The organism is Micromonospora sp. NPDC047756, assembly GCF_055587245.1.
The window spans coordinates 119,493-136,458 of record NZ_JBVJGQ010000006.1; the positions used below are offsets into that span (position 1 = coordinate 119,493).

Sequence of the window (16,966 nt, forward strand, 5' to 3'; positions counted from 1 at the left end):
CGCGGCGCGCTACTGGCCCTGGTCGGGCTCCAGGCTCGCGATGGTCAGACCCGCCGCGTCGGCGGCGGCGTCCCGGTCACCCCGGGTCTGGTCCTCCCGGGTGAGCAGATTCGCGTACTCGGTCACGTCGGCCGGGTCGGGCACCGTCGGCAGGCGGCGCAGGAACGCCTCCACCGCACGGGTGGCGGCGGTGTGCGCGGCAGCCGCCTCGCGCAGCAGTTCGCGGTCGTCGGCGGGCGGGTAGAGGTCGGTCATGTTCGCCAGATACCCGGCCCACGCCGGTTCGCACCGCCCGCGGCCCGGAATACCGGCAGCTCAGCCCGGCCGTACCCCGGTGGGGTGCCGGACGCCGAACCCCGGGTTGCGGGGCAGCCAGGCCAGGTACGCCGGGTGCGGCGCCAACGAGTCGACGTACGCCGCCTTGGCGCTCTCCAGCACGAGCTGCGCGCCCTGGGCGGCGGGGGAGTCCGGATGCCAGCCGAGCAGCAGGCGCCAGCGCAGCGGCGTCCCGGCGAGTTGACGGGTGACCAGACCACTGACCGGACGGAACGTCGCCTGGCACAGGGCCACCGCCACGCCGGCCTCCACCAGGTCGACGCAGCCGCGGATGTCGGTCTCGTACACCTTGCGGGGGGTGAAGCCGGCGCGGGCGCAGGCGGCGGCGAAGCAGTCGGCGAAGCAGCCGTCACCCGGCGCGGCGACCCACTGCTCATGACGCAGGTCGGCCAGGCGGACCTCATCCTGCCCCGCGAGAGGATGGGTCTCCGGCAGCAGCACCAGCACCGGGTCGACGGCCACCTCCTGCCAGCTCAACCCGAACCCGGCCGACGGACTGGCGTCCCCGCACACCCCGGCCAGCGCGAAGTCCAGCCGACCGCCGGCCACCAACTGCGCCAACTCGTCCACCGACCACGACGCGTACGTGGTGATCTGGGCGGGCGGCTGCTCGGCCGCCAACCGGTGCACCAGCCGACCCAGGATCGGGCTGTTCACCCCGCCGAACCGGTAGCACGGCGGCGCGTCGCCCGCCCCGGCCAGCCGGGCGGCCTCGTCCTGCAGCCCCTTCATCGCCGGCAGCAGCACCCGGGCGCGGGCCAGCACCAGCTCACCGAGCGCGGTGGGTCGAGCCCCGCGCCGGTCCCGGTCGAACAGCGGGCCGCCCAGTGTCCGTTCGATGCGTTGGAGCTGGGCGGTGAGCGCCGGCTGGGCCAGGCCGAGCGCCGAGGCCGCCTTCGTCACACTTCCCGTCTCCGCGATCGCGCAGACCACCCGCAGGTGACGCAGCTCCAGGTTCATAGGGTGACGGTAGGACTACGCGTCTGCTGGCGGAATAGCCCGAGCGGATCGGTGATAATGAATGCAGTGCCGGCGGTCGCCGGGTCACCGCTCGCGCGGCGGCTCCGGCAGGTCCGCCAGGTACGTCGGCCGCCGGGTCACCGCGTCGAGGACCTTGTCCACGACCCCGACCGCCGGCTCCACGATGCGGTTCCACGGAGGAGTGGCCGGCGTGCCCGGGTGCGGTCGGGTCGGCGCGGCCTCCTCGGCGATCTCCAACCGGTTGCCTAGCCGGATCAGCTCCTCCTCGGTCGCGACCGCGCGGAGCTCGGTGACCAGCGCGCCAACCCCCTCGACATGCCGGCGGACCCGCTCGGCGACCTCGGTCAGCGCCTCGTCCGTCAGCCCCTTCAGGGCGCTCAGCAGAGCCGCGTCGGCGCTGATCTCCGCATCGACCCGCTCGGTGGCCGCCGGCAGCGCCGCGCGGACCGCCGGCAGCAGGTACTGCTCCTCGGCGGACAGGTGTCGCGACAGCGCGGCGGTGAGCACCGCCAACCCCTCCTGCGGCGTGGTGTCCGGGCCAGAGAGCTGATCCAGCAGCGCCAGCAGTTGCCGGTGCTCCCGGTCGACGATGTCGGCGATGCTACGACCGGCGGGTCGGTAGCCCTCCTCGGGTGCGGGCGCGGGCGGCAGCGGCGGCAGGGGAACAGCGGACATGGTGCCCTCCTCGACTGGCGGGCGGAAGCTCCGGCAGGGACGTTCGGTCGTGGGCGGCGGTACCCGAACGCGACCGACGCGAAACCGACCCGTCGATGCGTCCACCCGCGCCGGCCGGTCGAGCGGCCTGGGCTGGTATGAAGAGGCGATGACGAGCGATGCCGCCTCCGCCCTGCCCGACCCCACCGCAGAGGTCGTGGACCTCTGCCGCGACCTGCTGCGCATCGACACCACGAACACCGGTGACAACGACACCAGCGCCGGCGAGCGCCGCGCGGCCGAGTACGTGGCGGAGAAGCTCGCCGAGGTGGGGGTGGAGTCCGTCCTGCACGAGTCCGCGCCGGGCCGGGCGAACGTGGTGGCCCGCATCCCGGGCGCCGACCCGAGCCGGGGCGCGCTGCTGGTGCACGGCCACCTGGACGTGGTGCCCGCCGACGCCGACGAGTGGTCGGTGGGCCCGTTCTCCGGCGAGCTGCGCGACGGCTACCTCTGGGGCCGGGGCGCCATCGACATGAAGGACTTCGACGCGATGGTGCTCGCCGTGGTGCGGCACTGGCAGCGCACCGGCGTACGCCCGCCGCGCGACATCGTGCTGGCCTACACCGCCGACGAGGAGGCCGGCGGCGAGTACGGCGCGCACTTCCTGGTCGACAACCACCGCGACCTCTTCGACGGCTGCACCGAGGCGATCGGCGAGGTCGGCGGCTTCTCCTACTCGGTCAACGACAGCCAGCGGCTCTACCTCATCGAGACCGCCGAGAAGGGCATCGACTGGCTGCGGCTGCACGCCAAGGGCCGCCCCGGGCACGGCTCGATGATGCACGACGACAACGCCGTCACCGCGCTCGCCGAGGCGGTCGCCCGGATCGGCCGGCACCGCTTCCCGGTGGTGGTCACCGACACCGTGCGGGCCTTCCTCACCGAGGTCTCCGACCTGCTCGGCATCGAGCTGGACCCGGACGACCCGGAGGCGGCGATCGCCAAGCTCGGCCCCATCGCCAACATCATCGGGGCGACCATCCGCAACACCGCCAACCCGACCCGGTTGAGCGCCGGCTACAAGGACAACGTCATTCCCGGCCGGGCCACCGCCACCATCGACTGCCGCAGCCTCCCCGGCCAGTCCGAGCTGCTGGAGCAGCAACTGCGCGAGCTGGTCGGCCCGGACATCGCGATCGAGTACATCCAGCGGCAGCCGGCCCTGGAGACCACCTTCGACGGTGACCTGGTCGAGGCCATGTCGGCGGCCCTGCGCGCGGAGGACCCGGGGGCGCGGCCCGTCCCGTACATGCTCTCCGGAGGCACCGACGCCAAGGCGTTCTCGCAGCTCGGCATCCGCTGCTTCGGGTTCGCCCCGCTCCAACTGCCCGCCGACCTGAACTTCTCCGCGTTGTTCCACGGCATCGACGAGCGCGTTCCGGTCGACGGACTACAGTTCGGCGTGCGGGTTCTCGACCGGTTCCTCCGCACCTGCTAGTCGCGTCCGGCGGTGGCCGCCGGCGCGCAACCTCCCCATCGTGAAGGGACTGCCCCACATGACCGACCAGCATGGTGAGCTGGACGCCGCTCTCGAGCGGGTGATCGAAGCGGCCCGCCACCACCTGGCCGCCGTACGCGCCGCGCAGGGCCGCGTCGACGACGACGACGTCTGGCAGGCGTACGTGGCGTTGAACAACGCCTCCTTCGCGTACGACGAGCGGCTGCTCGACGCCTTCGGCGAGGTGACGCCGTGGGATGTCGACTCGATCGACCCGGACGAGGCCGACGAGCGGTTCGGCGGCGGCGAGGGTACCGAGGCCAGCGACCCGCACCCCCGGGTGATCTCGGTGCGTCAGCGTCGCGACTACCGGGTGCCGAGCGTCGCCGCGCTGCTGCGGGTGGCCGAGGCGGCCCGCCGCGAGGGCACCCCGGAGGACGACGAGCCGGCGCCGGTGGAGGGCGTCGGCGAGGCGGTGCTGGAGCTGCTGCAAAGTGGTGACGGCTCGCTCGGCGCGTTGGACGTCCCCGAGTTGGAGCCGCTCGACGGGGTGGTCATGGTCAGCGAGGTGGGCACCCCGGTCGACCTGGAGTCGTTCGACGACGACGACGCGGTCGGCCCGTTCCAGCCGGCTGCCGACGACCGGCTGGTCGGTCGGCTCGACGAGCACCCGTTCCTGGAGCTCGACGACGATCACGACCACGCCGGGCACCAGCACTAGGCCGGGTGCCGCCCGGGGCCGACTCCGGCCTCGGGCGGCACCGCCCGGTCGTCAGTACGACAGACCCGGCTGCGGCTGGTTGACCCGCCGACGACGCAGCACCACCTGCCGTGTGCCGTCCCGGAACAGCCGCACCCGGGCCAACTCCCATCCGGAGAACTCCGCCTGGATCGCCAACTGCGCCGCTGCGGTCAACCGGTCGACGTTCGGCGGCAGCCGCAGTGGCGCGTACTCGTAGTCCATGCCCTCCATGCTGCCCAGCCCAGCGACCGTTTGCCACCCCCTCCAGGGTGACCAACAACGCCACCCGCCCCTCGCCGCGCTGCTCGGTCGCGCCGCCCCCCGGCGCCCTGCCCGCCCCCTCGCCGCGCTGCTCGTTTCCACACCGCCCCGCGCCCTGCCCACCCCCCAGCCGGGCTGACCGGGTTCGCGCCGCCCCCCGCCCAGCCCCGAGCCGCGCCGATCTTGCACTTTCTGTCGTGACAAAACGGTCATGCCGCACTGAAACGGCAACAGAAACTGCAAGATCGACGCGGCCGCCCTCGAACCCCACCCCGCCGCGCGCGTCTCCCGCCGACCCCCCGTCGATCATGGAGTTGTGGTGGGTGACAAAAGGCCTGTTATCTGGCTCGATCGGGCACCACAACTCCATGATCGACGGCGCGCTGGTGGGGCACGGTGGTGGGGCACGGGCAGAGAGTCGGGGCCGGGGGCTTCGCGGGTGGGTGGGGCTGGGCGACCCGCGTGCCGTGGACTTGCCGGAATTCGTCGTCCAGGGTGTCGGGTGGCGGACGGTCGCATTGACCGGCCGGCTTTCTGTTCCCGGTAGCGGACAGGTCGACCAGACGGTGTGGGCGGGGCGGGGCGGACTGGGTCGAGCAGAATGTCTCCGGGCCGCCACCGGCGGGTCAGCCGGCGGGCCGCTAGGGAGGTACGCGTGATGTCAGGGGAGCGTGGCCGGCTCGGTCGGTTCAGCGACGCGGTGCTCGACGGCGCGCGGGCAGCCCGGGACAAGGCCCGTGAGCTGCGCGACGAGTTCCGCACCAGCGACGAACCCGAACGTGCTCTCGTCGCGCCCCTGCTAGCGGGGCAGGAGCTGCGCTATGTGGGGCTCGGCCCGGTCCGCGCCCCGCAGACCCACAAGGCCGGTCGGCAGCTGGCCGATGTGATGGCCGACGAGTTCGTCGACTCGCTCGATCCGAAGGTGCTGTTCGGGTTACTCAACATCGTCAACCCGGTGGTCTGGGTGGACGCGGTGCTGACGCCGGTCCGGCTGGCCGCGGGCGTGCTGCTGCTGCCCGGCAAGGCCGGTGCCGTCGCCGCCGGTGTGCCAGAGCCGGCCGGGCCTGAGCCGGCCGGATCGGAGCCGGCCGCACCACACCAGCGGGCGCAGCGGGATCCCGTCCCGCTCACCGAGGAGCAGGAGGCGTTCCGCGCCCTGTTCCGTCTCAGCCTGTACCGCCCGCTGGCCGAGCAGCTCGCCGAGATCGCCTACCGTCGCCGGTTCGTGTTCAGCGGCGACCTCGCCACCCTCGCCGGCAGCCTGTTGCTCTTCCTGGAGCGCTACAGCGGCACTCCGCTGGCGGTGACCGATACCCACCTGCACCTGCTGCGGATGGGGCCCCGTCCGGACGCCGACCGGCCCGACCGACGGCAACCTCGGGTGCTGTGGAGTGTGCGACGCGAGCGGGTGGCCCGGGTCGACTCGGAGCGCGGCGCGACCGGGCTCGTGCAGCTGACGTCCACGATCGTCTTCGACGACGGCTCGTGGATCCGGCTCACCCAGCCGGCGCTCCGCGACGACCAGTCGCGCTTTCTGACCGCGATCCACGACCTCCCCGGGCGACGCCCTCAACCCTGAGCCGGCCAGGCGGAACCAGCCAGGCCGCTGACCCAGAAGTCAGCCCTGGCCCGGCGCGCGTGCCCGGCCCTGGTCCGGCGCGCGTGCCCGGCCCTGGTCCGGCGCGCGTGCCCGGCCCTGGTCCGGCGCGCGTGCCCGGCCCTGGCCCGGCGCGCGTGCCCGGCCCTGACCTGGCCCGCGTGCCCGGCCCTGACCTGGCCCGCGGGGGCCAGCCTGACCCGGCCGGATGGTCAGCCGTCGCGTTCGGGGTAGCCGACCGGCACCGCGGAGACGTCGTCCAGCGCGGTGGTGATCTCCTCGGGCAGGGTGATCCGCTCCACTGCGAGCGCGCCGAGCAACTGCCCGACCGTGCGCGCGCCGAGGATCGGCGCGGTCACGCCCGGCCGGTCGCGGATCCAGGCCAACGCCACCTCCAGCGGAGACACCCCCAGCCCACCGGCCGCGGTCGCCACCGCCTCCACGATGCTGGAGCAGCGCGGCTCCAGGTAGGTCGAGACGAACCGCTCGAAGTGCGGCGACGCTGCCCGGGAGTCGGCCGGACGGCCGTGCCGGTACTTGCCGGTGAGTACGCCCCGCCCCAGCGGCGACCAGGGCAGCACGCCGAGGCCGAGCGCGTCGCACGCGGGCAGCACCTCCCGCTCGACGCCGCGCTCCAGCAGCGAATATTCCACCTGGGACGCGACCACCGGCGCCCGCCCCGGCCAGGCGGTCTGCCAGGCGGCGGCCCGTGCGGTCTGCCAGCCGGAGAAGTTCGACACCCCGACGTAGCGAACCTTGCCGCTGGCCACCGCGTGGTCCAGGGCGGCCAGGGTCTCTTCGAGGGGGGTGTCCGGGTCGTACCCGTGCACCTGGAACAGGTCGACGTGGTCGGTGCCGAGCCGGCGTAGCGACGCGTCCAACGTGCGCAGCAGGTGCCCCCGGGAACCGTCCCGGCGTCGCCCGCTGCCGGGGCGCAATCCCGCCTTGGTGGCGATCAGCAGCTCCTCGCGCGGGACGAGGGAGCCCAGCAGCGAGCCGATCACCGACTCGGCGTCGCCGTCGCCGTACACGTCGGCGGTGTCGATCAGGTTGCCACCCGCGTCGAGGTAACTCTTGAGCTGAGCGGCCGCATCGTCGGCGTCGGTGTCCCGGCCCCAGGTCATGGTGCCGAGCGCGAGCCGCGAAACCGCCAGCCCGCTTCGGCCGAGCGGTCGCTGTTGCATGGGTGAACCTTATTTCGAACCTGCCGCCACCGATATCCTCGCTCCCGTATCTCTGCCGGTTCTGCCGGTTCCGCCGCCCCGAGCTGCCTTGATGGAGGGGGGATCAAAGGTGTCGAGCCGGTGATCGAGTCCGTTATCGGCATTGCGTAACCTGGGGCGACCTGTGCCACGGATGGGGGAGGACCAGTGCGACTCGGGCTCAGTCTCGGATACCAGACGGCGTGGAGCACACCGGCCGACCACCTGGCGCTGGCCCAGGAGGCGGACCGGCTGGGCTACTCGGTGGTGTGGGCGGCGGAGGCGTACGGCTCCGACTCGCCCAGCATGCTCGCCTGGATGGCCGGCCAGACCGAACGGATCGACGTCGGCGCGGCGGTGATGCAGATCCCCGCCCGTACGCCGGCGGCCACCGCCATGACCGCCGCCACCATCGACGCGCTCTCCGGCGGCCGGTTCCGCCTCGGCCTGGGTGTCTCCGGCCCGCAGGTCTCCGAGGGCTGGCACGGTGTGCGCTTCGCCAAGCCGCTGGCCCGGACCCGCGAGTTCGTCGACATCGTCAAGCTGGCCATCGCCCGCAAGGAGGTGGCGTACGACGGCGAGCACTACACGCTGCCGCTGCCGGACGGCCCGGGCAAGGCCCTGCGACTGGGCTTCCACCCACCGCGCGAGCACATACCGATCTACCTGGCCGCGGTCGGCCCGAAGAACCTGGAGCTGGCCGGCGAGATCGCCGACGGCTGGCTGGCGGTGTTCTACGCTCCGGAGTTCGCCGAGGAGCAGCTCGCCTCGGTGCACGCCGGGCGGGCCAAGGTTGGCAAGGAGCTGGCCGGGTTCGACGTGGTGCCGTCGGTGCCCGTGGTGATCGGCGACGACGTGGCCTCCTGCGCCGAACTCGTCCGCTGGTACGCCGCGCTCTACGTGGGCGGTATGGGCAGCCGGCAGCAGAACTTCTACAACCAGCTCGCCACCCGGATGGGCTACGGCGACGCCGCCCGCGAGGTGCAGGACCTGTACCTGGCCAAGCGGCAGCGTGACGCCGCCGCGGCCGTGCCCATGGAGTTCATCGACCGCACCTCGCTGCTCGGCCCGAAGGAGCGCATCGCCGAACGGATGCGGGAGTACGCGGCGGCCGGGGTGACCACGCTGTCGGTGACCCTCTTCGTGGCCGACCGGGACAGCGGTGTGCAGACCCTGCGTACCGTCGCCGAGGCTCTCGACCTTTCGGGAGTCGGCGAGTGACCTGGGTCGAGGCCATCGTCCTGGGCATCGTCCAGGGACTGACCGAGTTCCTTCCGGTCAGCTCGTCGGGGCATCTGCGGATCACCTCGGCGATTTTCTTCGACCGTGACGCCGGCGCGTCGTTCACCGCGGTCACCCAGCTCGGCACCGAAGCGGCAGTGCTGATCTACTTCGCCAAGGACATCTGGCGGATCACCCGGACCTGGCTGGTGGGCATCCGGGACAAGTCGGTCCGCTCCAGCCTCGACTACCGGATGGGCTGGTACGTCATCGTCGGCTCGATCCCGATCGGACTGTTCGGTTTCGTGTTCAAGGACCAGATCAAGACCGCCGGGCGCAATCTGTGGGTGGTGGCGACCACGCTGATCGTGTTCGCGTTCGTGTTGGCGTTCGCCGAGTACTGGGGGCGGCAGACCCGCACCCTGGAGAACTTCCGGATGAAGGACGGCATCGTGATGGGCTTCGCCCAGGCGATGGCGCTGGTCCCCGGTGTGTCCCGCTCCGGCGGCACGCTCACCGCCGGACTCCTGCTCAACCTGACCCGGGAGGCGGCGGCCCGGTACTCGTTCCTGCTGGCCATCCCGGCGGTGGTGATGTCCGGGGTGTTCAGCCTCGGGGACGTCTTCGAACCGTCCGCCCCGGGCACGTCCGTGCCGACCGTGGCCCAGACGATCGTGGCCACCCTGATCGCGTTCGGCGTCGGCTACGCGGCCATCGCCTGGCTGCTGCGCTACGTCGCCCACCACACCCTGTACGTCTTCGTGCTGTACCGGGTCGCGCTGGGCACCCTGGTCCTGGCCCTGCTAATGACCGGCACGATCGACGCCACCTGACCGGCCCTGTCGACGGCCCCCGGCCCCGCCCGCGAGCGGAACCGGGGGCCGTCTGCTGCCCGCAGCCTGCTGGCTGGCCCGCAGCCTGCTGGCTGGCCCGCAGCCTGCTGGCTGGCCCGCAGCCTGCTGGCTGGCCCGCAGCCGGCAGGCGGCTCGCCTGCCGGCCCGGCATGATCCACTCGGGTTTCCGGGAGTCGCGGCATCCGCAGCGGCCCGACACCCCGACATCCGGGAAGTCGAGTTGATCACGGTGTGCGCGGAGCCCGCGACGGCCCGCCGTCGGGCCCAGGTCATAGGGTGGTCACCGTGGCGACCCTTCTGCTTCTGCGACACGGCCGTACCACGGCGAACGCCGATGGCGGCCTGGCCGGTCGGCAACCGGTCGAGTTGGACGACACCGGGCGCGCGCAGGCCACCGCGGTCGGCGAGCGCCTGCGGGCGGTGCCGTTGGCCGCCGTGGTGACCAGTCCGCTCATCCGCTGCCGGCAGACCCTGGAGTTGGCGCTCCCGCAGGCCGCCCCGATCGTCGAGGACGGGCTGATCGAGTGCGACTACGGCAGTTGGGAGGGGCAGCCGCTGAAGAAACTCGCCAAGGAGCCGCTCTGGCCGGTGGTCCAGCAGCACCCCAGCGCGGCGGTCTTTCCGGATGGCGAGGCGATGGCGGCGATGGCGGCCCGTGCCGTGGCGGCGGTGCGTTCCTGGGACGCCCGGGTGAACGCCGAGCACGGGCCCGAGGCGGTCTGGTTGGCCTGCAGCCACGGCGATGTGATCAAGGCCATCGTGGCGGACGCGCTCGGCGTACACCTGGATGCCTTTCAGCGGATCGTGGCCGACCCGGCGTCGGTGACGGCGATCCGGTTCACGCCGCTGCGTCCGTTTCTGGTGCGGCTCAACGACACCGGTGGCGACCTGGCGGCGCTGGTGCCGCCGCCGGCCAAGCGGCGTCGGCGCGCGAGCCGCATGGCCGACTCGGACGCGGCCGTCGGCGGCGGAGCGGGTGCGTCCCGGTGAGGCCCGTCACGACAGCGTCCCCGGCCCGGGCGTCGACGCAGGCCACAAGGCCCGCCACGCCCGGGTGTAACCCCTGGTACACCGGGCGCGCCGCCGACGCGGCGATTCGCGTCGGTGGGGTGCGCGACGCCAGGGCGGGCCGGATAGGGTCGTGGGTATGACCCACCAGGTGCACGCCTTCGAACCGCCGGAGCGGTTCGTCGCCGGGACTGTCGGACCGCCGGGGGAGCGCACGTTCTTCCTGCAGGCCCGCGGCGGCGGCAGGCTGGTCAGCGTCGCGCTGGAGAAGGTCCAGGTGTCCCTGCTCGCCGAGAAGCTCGAGGAGCTGCTCACCGAGGCGCAGCGTCGCTTCGGGGTGGACCTGCCCGAGCTGGCGCCGGTGATCGGCGACAACGAGCCACTGGACACTCCGGTCGACGAGGAGTTCCGGGTCGGGACGCTCGGGCTGGCCTTCGACGTCGACACCGCGACCGTGGTGATCGAGGCGATCGCGGCGGGCGAGGTGGAGCCCGAGGTCGAGCTCGGCGACGAGGACGACGACGACGAGGACGACGACGAGGACGACGAGCCGGACGAGGACCTGGATCGGCTCCGGGTCCGGCTCACTCCCCAGGCGACCCGCCAGTTCATCGAGCGGGCCCGGCGAGTGGTCAACGCGGGCCGGCCACCGTGCCCGCTCTGCGGCCAACCGTTGGACCCCGCCGGGCACCTCTGCCCGCGGCACAACGGCTATCACCGGTGACCTCGTCCGGCCTCCAGCCTCGCCAGGACGGCGACGCCGCGCTGCGGCTGCTGCGTGACGGCGTCCTCGACCTGGAAGGTCGGCTGGTCGACGCGTCGAACACGACGCTGCGAGGCATCCTGACCCTGGACGGGTTGACCGCCCGCTGCGTCTACAAGCCGGTCCGTGGCGAGCGCCCCCTCTGGGACTTCCCCGACGGCACCCTGGCCGGCCGGGAGGTCTCGGCGTACCTGGTCTCCCGAGCCACCGGATGGGATCTGGTACCCCCCACGGTGTTGCGGGACGGCCCGTTCGGCCCCGGCTCCTGCCAGCTGTGGATCGACGAGCCGGAGGACGCCGAACCACTTGTCGGTTTCCTGCCCGCCGGGGAACTGCCGCCACGCTGGATCCCGATCGCCGCGGCCCGGGACGACGACGGCGCCGCGTACGCCCTCGCCCACGCCGACGACCCACGGCTGGCCCGGCTCGCGGTGCTCGACGCGGTGCTCAACAACGCCGACCGTAAGGGCGGTCACGTGCTCGTCGGGGCCGACGACCGGATCTACGGCGTGGACCACGGGGTGAGCTTCCACGTGGAGGACAAGCTGCGCACGGTGCTGTGGGGTTGGGCCGGTAAGCGGCTGCCCACGGACGCCGTGGAGATGCTCGACGCGCTGGCCGATCAGGTCGGCGGCGCGCTCGGGGCGGAGTTGGCCGACCATCTGACGATCAGCGAGGTGACCGAGGTGGCCGCCCGGGTCGACCGGTTGCGCGAGACCGGCTGCTTCCCGCAGCCCCCGGAGGACTGGCCGGCGATGCCCTGGCCACCCATGTGACCCGCTGTCATCTTGATCACCCGTGGGGCGCTCCGGCGTTGCCGCCGGCCTGGCTAGGCTGATCCCATGGAGTCTTGGGCGGGACACGAGGTGCCACGGCTGCCGGGCAGGGGCGAGCCACTGGCGTTGTACGACTCGGCGCGGCAGGGTGTCCACCCGAGTGAGCCGGCCGACGCGGGCAGCATGTACGTCTGCGGCATCACCCCGTACGACGCCACCCACCTCGGCCACGCCGCCACCATGATCACGTTTGATCTGGTGCAGCGGATGTGGCGCGACGCCGGCCGCCCGGTGCGCTACGTGCAGAACGTCACCGACATCGACGACCCGCTGCTGGAGCGGGCCGCCCGCGACGGCGAGGACTGGGTGGTCCTGGCGATGCGCGAGACGGCGCTGTTCCGGGAGGACATGGAGGCGCTCCGGATCATCCCGCCGGCGCACTACGTGGGTGCCGTCGAGTCGATTCCGGACATCGCCGACAAGGTCGAGGTGCTGCTCAAGGACGGTGCCGCGTACCGGCTCGACGACGGTACCGGCGACGTCTACTTCGACATCTCCGCGACGCCCCGCTTCGGCTACGAGTCGAACCTGAGCCGCGAGCAGATGCTGGAGATCTTCCCCGAGCGCGGTGGCGACCCCGACCGGGCCGGCAAGCGCGACCCACTGGACCCGCTGCTGTGGCGCGGCGCCCGCGAGGGCGAGCCGTCCTGGCCGGGCGGCGAGCTGGGCCCGGGCCGCCCCGGCTGGCACATCGAGTGCGCGGTGATCGCGCTCAACCTGCTCGGTGACCGGATCGACGTGCAGGGCGGCGGCAACGACCTGCTGTTCCCGCACCACGAGGCCTCCGCCGCGCACGCCGAGCGGCTCACCGGCCAGGCGCCGTTCGCCGAGCACTACGTCCACGCCGGCATGATCGGTCTGGACGGCGAGAAGATGTCCAAGTCCCGCGGCAACCTGGTCTTCGTGTCCCGGCTGCGCGCCGACAAGGTCGACCCGATGGCGATCCGGCTGGCGTTGATCTCCGGGCACTACCGCAGCGACCGCACCTGGACCGACGACCTGCTCACCGCCGCGCACGAGCGCCTGGACCGTTGGCGGCGGGCCGCCGCCGCGCCCGCCGGGCCGTCCGGGGCCGAGCTGCTGGCCGAGGTACGCGCACGTCTGGCCGACGACCTGGACACCCCCGGAGCCCTGGCCGCGGCCGATCGCTGGGCCGAGGCGACCCTCGCCGGTGCCACCGACGACCCCGAAGCGCCTGCTCTCTTCGCGACCACGGTCGACGCCCTCCTGGGCATCCGCCTCTAGCCCGTGCGCGTCGGTTCGCGCGCCCGTTGATCGACTCGGTTCCGGGGAAGGGGCGGTGCGACGCCCCGACTTCCAGGAAGCCGAGTCGATTGAACGGCTCGGCTCAGGACCAGGCCGGGGCCGGGGCCGGAGCCGGGGCCGGAGCCGGGGCCGGGGTCGGGGCACCCCCGCACGGCGTGGACGATCGGGTCACGGAATGAACGCCACCTCGGGGAAGGACCGGCTCGGGCCGTCCAGTAGGTGGCCGCCCCGGTGCCGCAGGTGCAGGTCGAAGAATGCCAGCGGGTACGCCTGCCCGATGCGGACCGCGCGGGCGGGGTCGAGCGTTCCGACCCAGGTCACGAGGTCTTCGTCGCTCATGCCGATGAGCTTCGCCAGTTGCGGCACGAGCCACTGGTTGTCGGTGTGGGACGAGTGGATCGCTTCGGCGGTCTGGATGTTGAGTCGCCATCCCCGTAGGTGCGTGAAGAACTCGGCGACGGCGGGCTCCGCGGCCCGGGTTTCGTCCACAGTCATCAGCATGAACGGCCGGTACAGGTCAGTGGTGGGCATCGGCTGCGACACCATCGGGGCGTCCAGGCTCAGCCCGGCCCGGACCCGTCGGTCGGTGCCCATGGTCAGGGCCGTCGCGGTGCCGCCCTTCGACCAGCCGAACATGCCGATCCGACTCAGGTCGAGGGCGGCGCCCAGCCCGGTCGGCAGTGGCGCGTGGTTGACGTCGGGGTTGCCCCCGGCGGCGAGGTCGCAGATCTGATCGAGGACGAATCGGACGTCCCTGGTGTAGGTCCACGGGGTGGAGTCGACGTCTTCCTCCTGGACGGTGACCCGGCCGTCGGGGAATTCGCTGAATCCGTCGTACGTGTGGTCCACGGTGACCACCGCGTACCCGTGGCTGGCGAGTTCCTGCACCACGATGGTGGTGTCCGAACGGTGGCTGCCGGCGCCGTGCGAGTACAGCACCACCGGCAACCGCCGGCCCGAGTGCCGCACCGGGGCACCCTCGTGCCCGGCCGTCAACGGCGCCAGGGCGGCGTGGGGGTCGAAGCCTGCGGATTCCAGCAGCACGCGCATCGAGGCGGCCGTCATCCACGGGGAGCGCGGGTAGTGCCGCTCGTTCCGGGCGGGGTACCAGATGCTGATCATCAGTTCCCGATACCGCCCCGGCCCCGCCAGCGGTTCCGGCCGCGACCGGTCGAGCAGATGCAACGGCACCACACCCACGCGGAACGGCCCGGTCGGCCGGGGGAGAGTGAGCCGGGCCGGGCCCGCATCGGCGGTCGCCGCCGTGACGCGGCCAGCGACGCCCGACGGTACGCCGGCCCCGACCGCCAGCGCGGCTCCGACAAGGCCACGGCGCGTGATCCCCCGTGCACCAACAGGTTTCGCGGTTGGCATTGATCCTCCCCTGGGTCGCCCGACGCCGGAACCGGCCCGCCCGGCCGTCTATATAACCGCAGTATATATACCGAGTGTATAGATGCAGCGACGACGACGCGTCTCGACAAGGGTGAGCTACTCAGGGGCACCCACGCGCGCCCCCATCGCGCCGATCTTGCAGTTTCTGTCCCAGCGAAAGGTGCAGAACAGGCAAAAAGGCGACCGAAAGCGCAAGATCGCGGGGCGGAGCGGGGGCGGAGCGGGGGCGGGGCGGGGGCGGGGCGGGCGTCGCCGGGCCGGGCGGGCCCGGGGTGGGGTGGGTCGGGGGTGGCGGCGGGGCTGGCTAGCCCAGGACCAGGCCGGGGTCGGGTTCCGGGTCGGGGGTCGGGCCGGGGATCTTGTACTCCTCGGTGAGGGTGGTCATCGGGCCGGGCCAGGTCGCCTGGGAGACCTCGATCGGCTTGCGCTGCGCGTCGTACGCGACGTGCAGCAGGTGCAGCACCGGGGTGTCCGGCCGGATCTGGAGGGTCTCGGCCTCCTCCCGGCTCGGCTGGCGGGCGCTGATCGTGTCGGTGGCTGAGACGTACCGTCGTCCGGTGGCTTCTTCGGCCTCCTGGTAGAGAGGCCGGCCGAACGCCTCGGTGCGCTCCAGTGAGGTCCCGGCGGTGTCGCGGGGCAGGAACCAGGAGGCGCCCACCTCGACGGGGGAGTCGTCGGTGCGGACGAGGTGCCGGCGGCAGAGCAGGTTGGTGCCGTCGGAGACGCCGAACGCGTCGGCCACCTCGGCGGGGGCGGGGGCGTGCCCCACGGAGACGAGCTGCTGACGGTATCGGGCGGCCAGGTCGGTGTGGTAGCCGCGGAAGCCGCCATACCGGCCGCGGGAGAGGCGGTTGAGGCGGCGGCGGGTGCCCCGGACGTACGTACCGGAGCCGGGTTTGGTGATCAGGATGCCCTCGACCCGCAGCTGGTCGACGGCGCGTTGCACGGTCTGCTTGGCGACGCCGAACATCTCGGCGATGGCCGGGATGGACGGCAGCCGCTCGCCCGGCCCCCAGTCGCCGCGCCGGACCTGGGCCTTGAGCTGCGCGGCGATCTGTCGGTGCGGGAACTCGGCTGCCCCGGGATTGATCTGCACACTCGCCTCCGTGATCACATCTAGGTTCCTAGGATGCCCTAGCGGGTGTGACGGCGCTACCCCGGACACGCGAAAACGGGCCTCCGGACCACAGAAGGCCCGAAGGCCCGCAGAAGGTCCGAAGGCCCGCAGCGAAAACAGTGCTACCAGGAGCCGGCGGTGGGGCCGGCCGAACCACCCCGACGGCGCAGGTACTTCTCGAACTCCTGGGCGATCTCGTCACCGGTCAACGGGGTGATCCCCTCGTCGCCGACCCGCTCTTCCAGCTCACGGACATACTCGCCCAGCTCGGCGTCCTGCTCGGCGGCGCTGCGCACCCGCTGCTCCCACTCGGCCGACTCCTCGGCCAGGTCGGCCATCGGCACCGGCAGGTCGACGACCTCCTCGACCCGGTGCAGCAGGGCAAGCGTGGCCTTCGGGCAGGGCGGGTTGTTGGCGTAGTGCGGCACGTGCACCCAGAACGAGACGGCGTCCACCTCGGCGCGGGTGCAGGCGTCGTGCAGCACGCCGACGATGCCCGTCGGCCCGTCGTACCGGGTGGGGGTGAGCTGGTAACGCTCGGCGGCCTGCGCGTCGGAGGCGCTGCCGCTGATCGGCAGCGGCCGGGTGTACGGCACGTCGGCCAGCAACGCGCCGAGCAGCACCACCCGTTCCACCTCCAGGCTGTGGCAGATCTCCAGCACCTGCTCGCAGAACGTCCGCCAGCGCATGCTCGGCTCGATGCCGCGGATCAGCACCACGTCCCGGTCGGTGCCCTCCGGGCTGGCCACCATGAACCGGGTCGTCGGCCACTCCACCCGCCGGGTCTCCCCGTCGGCCATGGTGATGGTGGGCCGGCTGACCTGGAAGTCGTAGAAGTCCTCCGGATCCAGCTCGGCGATCTGCCGGGCGTTCCAGACCTGCTCCAGGTGCTCGACAGCGGCGGTGGACGCGTCGGCGGCGTCATTCCAGCCCTCGAACGCGGCGATCGCCACCGGGGACCGCAGCACCGGCAGTCCGTCGAACTCGGTCACGCCGTCACCTCACCCTGCTCGTCGCGGCTGGCGCCGGGACCGCGCCCGGTCGTCATACCGTGTGGCACGGTGGCGTCCCTGTTGTCCTTCACGTCCGTCAGCCTACGTGCAGGGCGAGGGCGCGGCCCGTCGGCCGCGCCGGTCGGCCGCTCCGGCAGCAGGTCATACCCGAACGAACCAGACAGCGTGATCCCGGTGACACAATAGGGGATCGCACGAGGACGGGCGTGGAGTCGGGCCGAA

At 72.5% G+C, this 16,966-nt stretch carries 17 protein-coding genes; 9 read left to right on the top strand and 8 right to left on the bottom strand.

What is annotated here, in order from left to right; translation table 11 throughout:
- Nucleotides 1–9 precede the first annotated feature (9 nt).
- From ACZ6NZ_RS20535 to ACZ6NZ_RS20545, 3 genes are all read right to left on the bottom strand, one after another.
- Entirely contained in the window at nucleotides 10–255 is a 246-nt protein-coding gene (locus ACZ6NZ_RS20535) for a hypothetical protein (RefSeq protein ID WP_366611213.1), read from the bottom strand.
- 60 nt (nucleotides 256–315) lie between these two features.
- Entirely contained in the window at nucleotides 316–1,296 is a 981-nt protein-coding gene (locus ACZ6NZ_RS20540) for a LysR family transcriptional regulator (protein ID WP_366611215.1), read from the bottom strand.
- An 84-nt stretch (nucleotides 1,297–1,380) separates the two neighbouring features.
- Nucleotides 1,381–1,992 carry a hemerythrin domain-containing protein gene (locus ACZ6NZ_RS20545; protein WP_366611217.1) on the bottom strand — a complete coding sequence of 204 codons (612 nt, stop codon included), beginning with the start codon at nucleotides 1,990–1,992 and terminating at the stop codon, nucleotides 1,381–1,383.
- A gap of 148 nt (nucleotides 1,993–2,140) precedes the next feature.
- Here ACZ6NZ_RS20545 and ACZ6NZ_RS20550 point away from each other — a divergent pair, with 148 nt between their 5' ends.
- Nucleotides 2,141–3,469 carry a M20/M25/M40 family metallo-hydrolase gene (locus ACZ6NZ_RS20550; protein ID WP_465859583.1) on the top strand — a complete coding sequence of 443 codons (1,329 nt, stop codon included), beginning with the start codon at nucleotides 2,141–2,143 and terminating at the stop codon, nucleotides 3,467–3,469.
- A 58-nt stretch (nucleotides 3,470–3,527) separates the two neighbouring features.
- Entirely contained in the window at nucleotides 3,528–4,190 is a 663-nt protein-coding gene (locus ACZ6NZ_RS20555; RefSeq protein ID WP_465859585.1) for a hypothetical protein, read from the top strand.
- 51 nt (nucleotides 4,191–4,241) lie between these two features.
- Here ACZ6NZ_RS20555 and ACZ6NZ_RS20560 read toward each other — a convergent pair whose 3' ends face one another.
- Nucleotides 4,242–4,433, bottom strand: a complete 192-nt coding sequence (locus ACZ6NZ_RS20560) for a DUF5703 family protein (protein WP_053655860.1) — start codon at nucleotides 4,431–4,433, stop codon at nucleotides 4,242–4,244.
- A 697-nt stretch (nucleotides 4,434–5,130) separates the two neighbouring features.
- Here ACZ6NZ_RS20560 and ACZ6NZ_RS20565 point away from each other — a divergent pair.
- On the top strand, nucleotides 5,131–6,051 hold the full coding sequence (locus ACZ6NZ_RS20565; protein WP_465859587.1) for a hypothetical protein: 921 nt from the start codon (nucleotides 5,131–5,133) through the stop codon (nucleotides 6,049–6,051).
- Nucleotides 6,052–6,281: 230 nt separating this feature from the next.
- Here ACZ6NZ_RS20565 and ACZ6NZ_RS20570 read toward each other — a convergent pair whose 3' ends face one another.
- Nucleotides 6,282–7,253, bottom strand: a complete 972-nt coding sequence (locus ACZ6NZ_RS20570) for an aldo/keto reductase (protein ID WP_112587412.1) — start codon at nucleotides 7,251–7,253, stop codon at nucleotides 6,282–6,284.
- A 186-nt stretch (nucleotides 7,254–7,439) separates the two neighbouring features.
- Between ACZ6NZ_RS20570 and ACZ6NZ_RS20575 the strand changes: the two genes are divergently transcribed.
- The 6 genes from ACZ6NZ_RS20575 to mshC all read left to right on the top strand — a co-directional run bounded on the left by ACZ6NZ_RS20575 (nucleotide 7,440) and on the right by mshC (nucleotide 13,198).
- Nucleotides 7,440–8,492 carry an LLM class F420-dependent oxidoreductase gene (locus ACZ6NZ_RS20575; RefSeq protein ID WP_465859590.1) on the top strand — a complete coding sequence of 351 codons (1,053 nt, stop codon included), beginning with the start codon at nucleotides 7,440–7,442 and terminating at the stop codon, nucleotides 8,490–8,492.
- Nucleotides 8,489–9,325, top strand: coding sequence for an undecaprenyl-diphosphate phosphatase (locus ACZ6NZ_RS20580; RefSeq protein WP_366611222.1), 837 nt, complete (start codon nucleotides 8,489–8,491; stop codon nucleotides 9,323–9,325). The genes ACZ6NZ_RS20575 and ACZ6NZ_RS20580 overlap by 4 nt, the downstream gene beginning before the upstream one ends.
- Before the next feature lie 297 nt (nucleotides 9,326–9,622).
- Nucleotides 9,623–10,336 (top strand): MSMEG_4193 family putative phosphomutase, encoded by a 714-nt coding sequence (locus ACZ6NZ_RS20585; RefSeq protein WP_465859592.1) that lies wholly within the window; start codon nucleotides 9,623–9,625, stop codon nucleotides 10,334–10,336.
- 157 nt (nucleotides 10,337–10,493) lie between these two features.
- A complete protein-coding gene (locus tag ACZ6NZ_RS20590; protein WP_465859593.1) occupies nucleotides 10,494–11,078 on the top strand; it encodes a DUF3090 domain-containing protein in 585 nt (194 codons plus the stop codon).
- Nucleotides 11,075–11,893: an SCO1664 family protein gene (locus tag ACZ6NZ_RS20595; RefSeq protein ID WP_465859595.1), complete on the top strand. Its 819-nt coding sequence runs from the start codon at nucleotides 11,075–11,077 to the stop codon at nucleotides 11,891–11,893. The genes ACZ6NZ_RS20590 and ACZ6NZ_RS20595 overlap by 4 nt, the downstream gene beginning before the upstream one ends.
- Nucleotides 11,894–11,959: 66 nt before the next feature.
- Complete coding sequence (gene mshC / locus ACZ6NZ_RS20600; protein ID WP_465859597.1) at nucleotides 11,960–13,198, top strand: cysteine--1-D-myo-inosityl 2-amino-2-deoxy-alpha-D-glucopyranoside ligase; 1,239 nt, start codon at nucleotides 11,960–11,962, stop codon at nucleotides 13,196–13,198.
- A gap of 189 nt (nucleotides 13,199–13,387) precedes the next feature.
- Here mshC and ACZ6NZ_RS20605 read toward each other — a convergent pair whose 3' ends face one another.
- The 3 genes from ACZ6NZ_RS20605 to ACZ6NZ_RS20615 all read right to left on the bottom strand — a co-directional run bounded on the left by ACZ6NZ_RS20605 (nucleotide 13,388) and on the right by ACZ6NZ_RS20615 (nucleotide 16,723).
- Entirely contained in the window at nucleotides 13,388–14,593 is a 1,206-nt protein-coding gene (locus ACZ6NZ_RS20605) for an alpha/beta hydrolase family protein (protein ID WP_465859598.1), read from the bottom strand.
- A gap of 325 nt (nucleotides 14,594–14,918) precedes the next feature.
- Complete coding sequence (locus ACZ6NZ_RS20610) at nucleotides 14,919–15,710, bottom strand: GntR family transcriptional regulator (RefSeq protein WP_465859599.1); 792 nt, start codon at nucleotides 15,708–15,710, stop codon at nucleotides 14,919–14,921.
- A gap of 143 nt (nucleotides 15,711–15,853) precedes the next feature.
- Nucleotides 15,854–16,723 (bottom strand): PAC2 family protein, encoded by an 870-nt coding sequence (locus ACZ6NZ_RS20615; protein WP_030332815.1) that lies wholly within the window; start codon nucleotides 16,721–16,723, stop codon nucleotides 15,854–15,856.
- Between the last annotated feature and the right edge of the window lie 243 nt (nucleotides 16,724–16,966).

Coding starts and splice junctions, on each gene's coding strand:
- ACZ6NZ_RS20535 (WP_366611213.1), bottom strand. CDS start 255: ATGACCGACCTCTACCCGCCCGCCGACGACCGCGAACTGCTGCGCGAG.
- ACZ6NZ_RS20540 (WP_366611215.1), bottom strand. CDS start 1,296: ATGAACCTGGAGCTGCGTCACCTGCGGGTGGTCTGCGCGATCGCGGAG.
- ACZ6NZ_RS20545 (WP_366611217.1), bottom strand. CDS start 1,992: ATGTCCGCTGTTCCCCTGCCGCCGCTGCCGCCCGCGCCCGCACCCGAG.
- ACZ6NZ_RS20550 (WP_465859583.1), top strand. CDS start 2,141: ATGACGAGCGATGCCGCCTCCGCCCTGCCCGACCCCACCGCAGAGGTC.
- ACZ6NZ_RS20555 (WP_465859585.1), top strand. CDS start 3,528: ATGACCGACCAGCATGGTGAGCTGGACGCCGCTCTCGAGCGGGTGATC.
- ACZ6NZ_RS20560 (WP_053655860.1), bottom strand. CDS start 4,433: ATGGACTACGAGTACGCGCCACTGCGGCTGCCGCCGAACGTCGACCGG.
- ACZ6NZ_RS20565 (WP_465859587.1), top strand. CDS start 5,131: ATGTCAGGGGAGCGTGGCCGGCTCGGTCGGTTCAGCGACGCGGTGCTC.
- ACZ6NZ_RS20570 (WP_112587412.1), bottom strand. CDS start 7,253: ATGCAACAGCGACCGCTCGGCCGAAGCGGGCTGGCGGTTTCGCGGCTC.
- ACZ6NZ_RS20590 (WP_465859593.1), top strand. CDS start 10,494: ATGACCCACCAGGTGCACGCCTTCGAACCGCCGGAGCGGTTCGTCGCC.
- mshC (WP_465859597.1), top strand. CDS start 11,960: ATGGAGTCTTGGGCGGGACACGAGGTGCCACGGCTGCCGGGCAGGGGC.
- ACZ6NZ_RS20605 (WP_465859598.1), bottom strand. CDS start 14,593: ATGCCAACCGCGAAACCTGTTGGTGCACGGGGGATCACGCGCCGTGGC.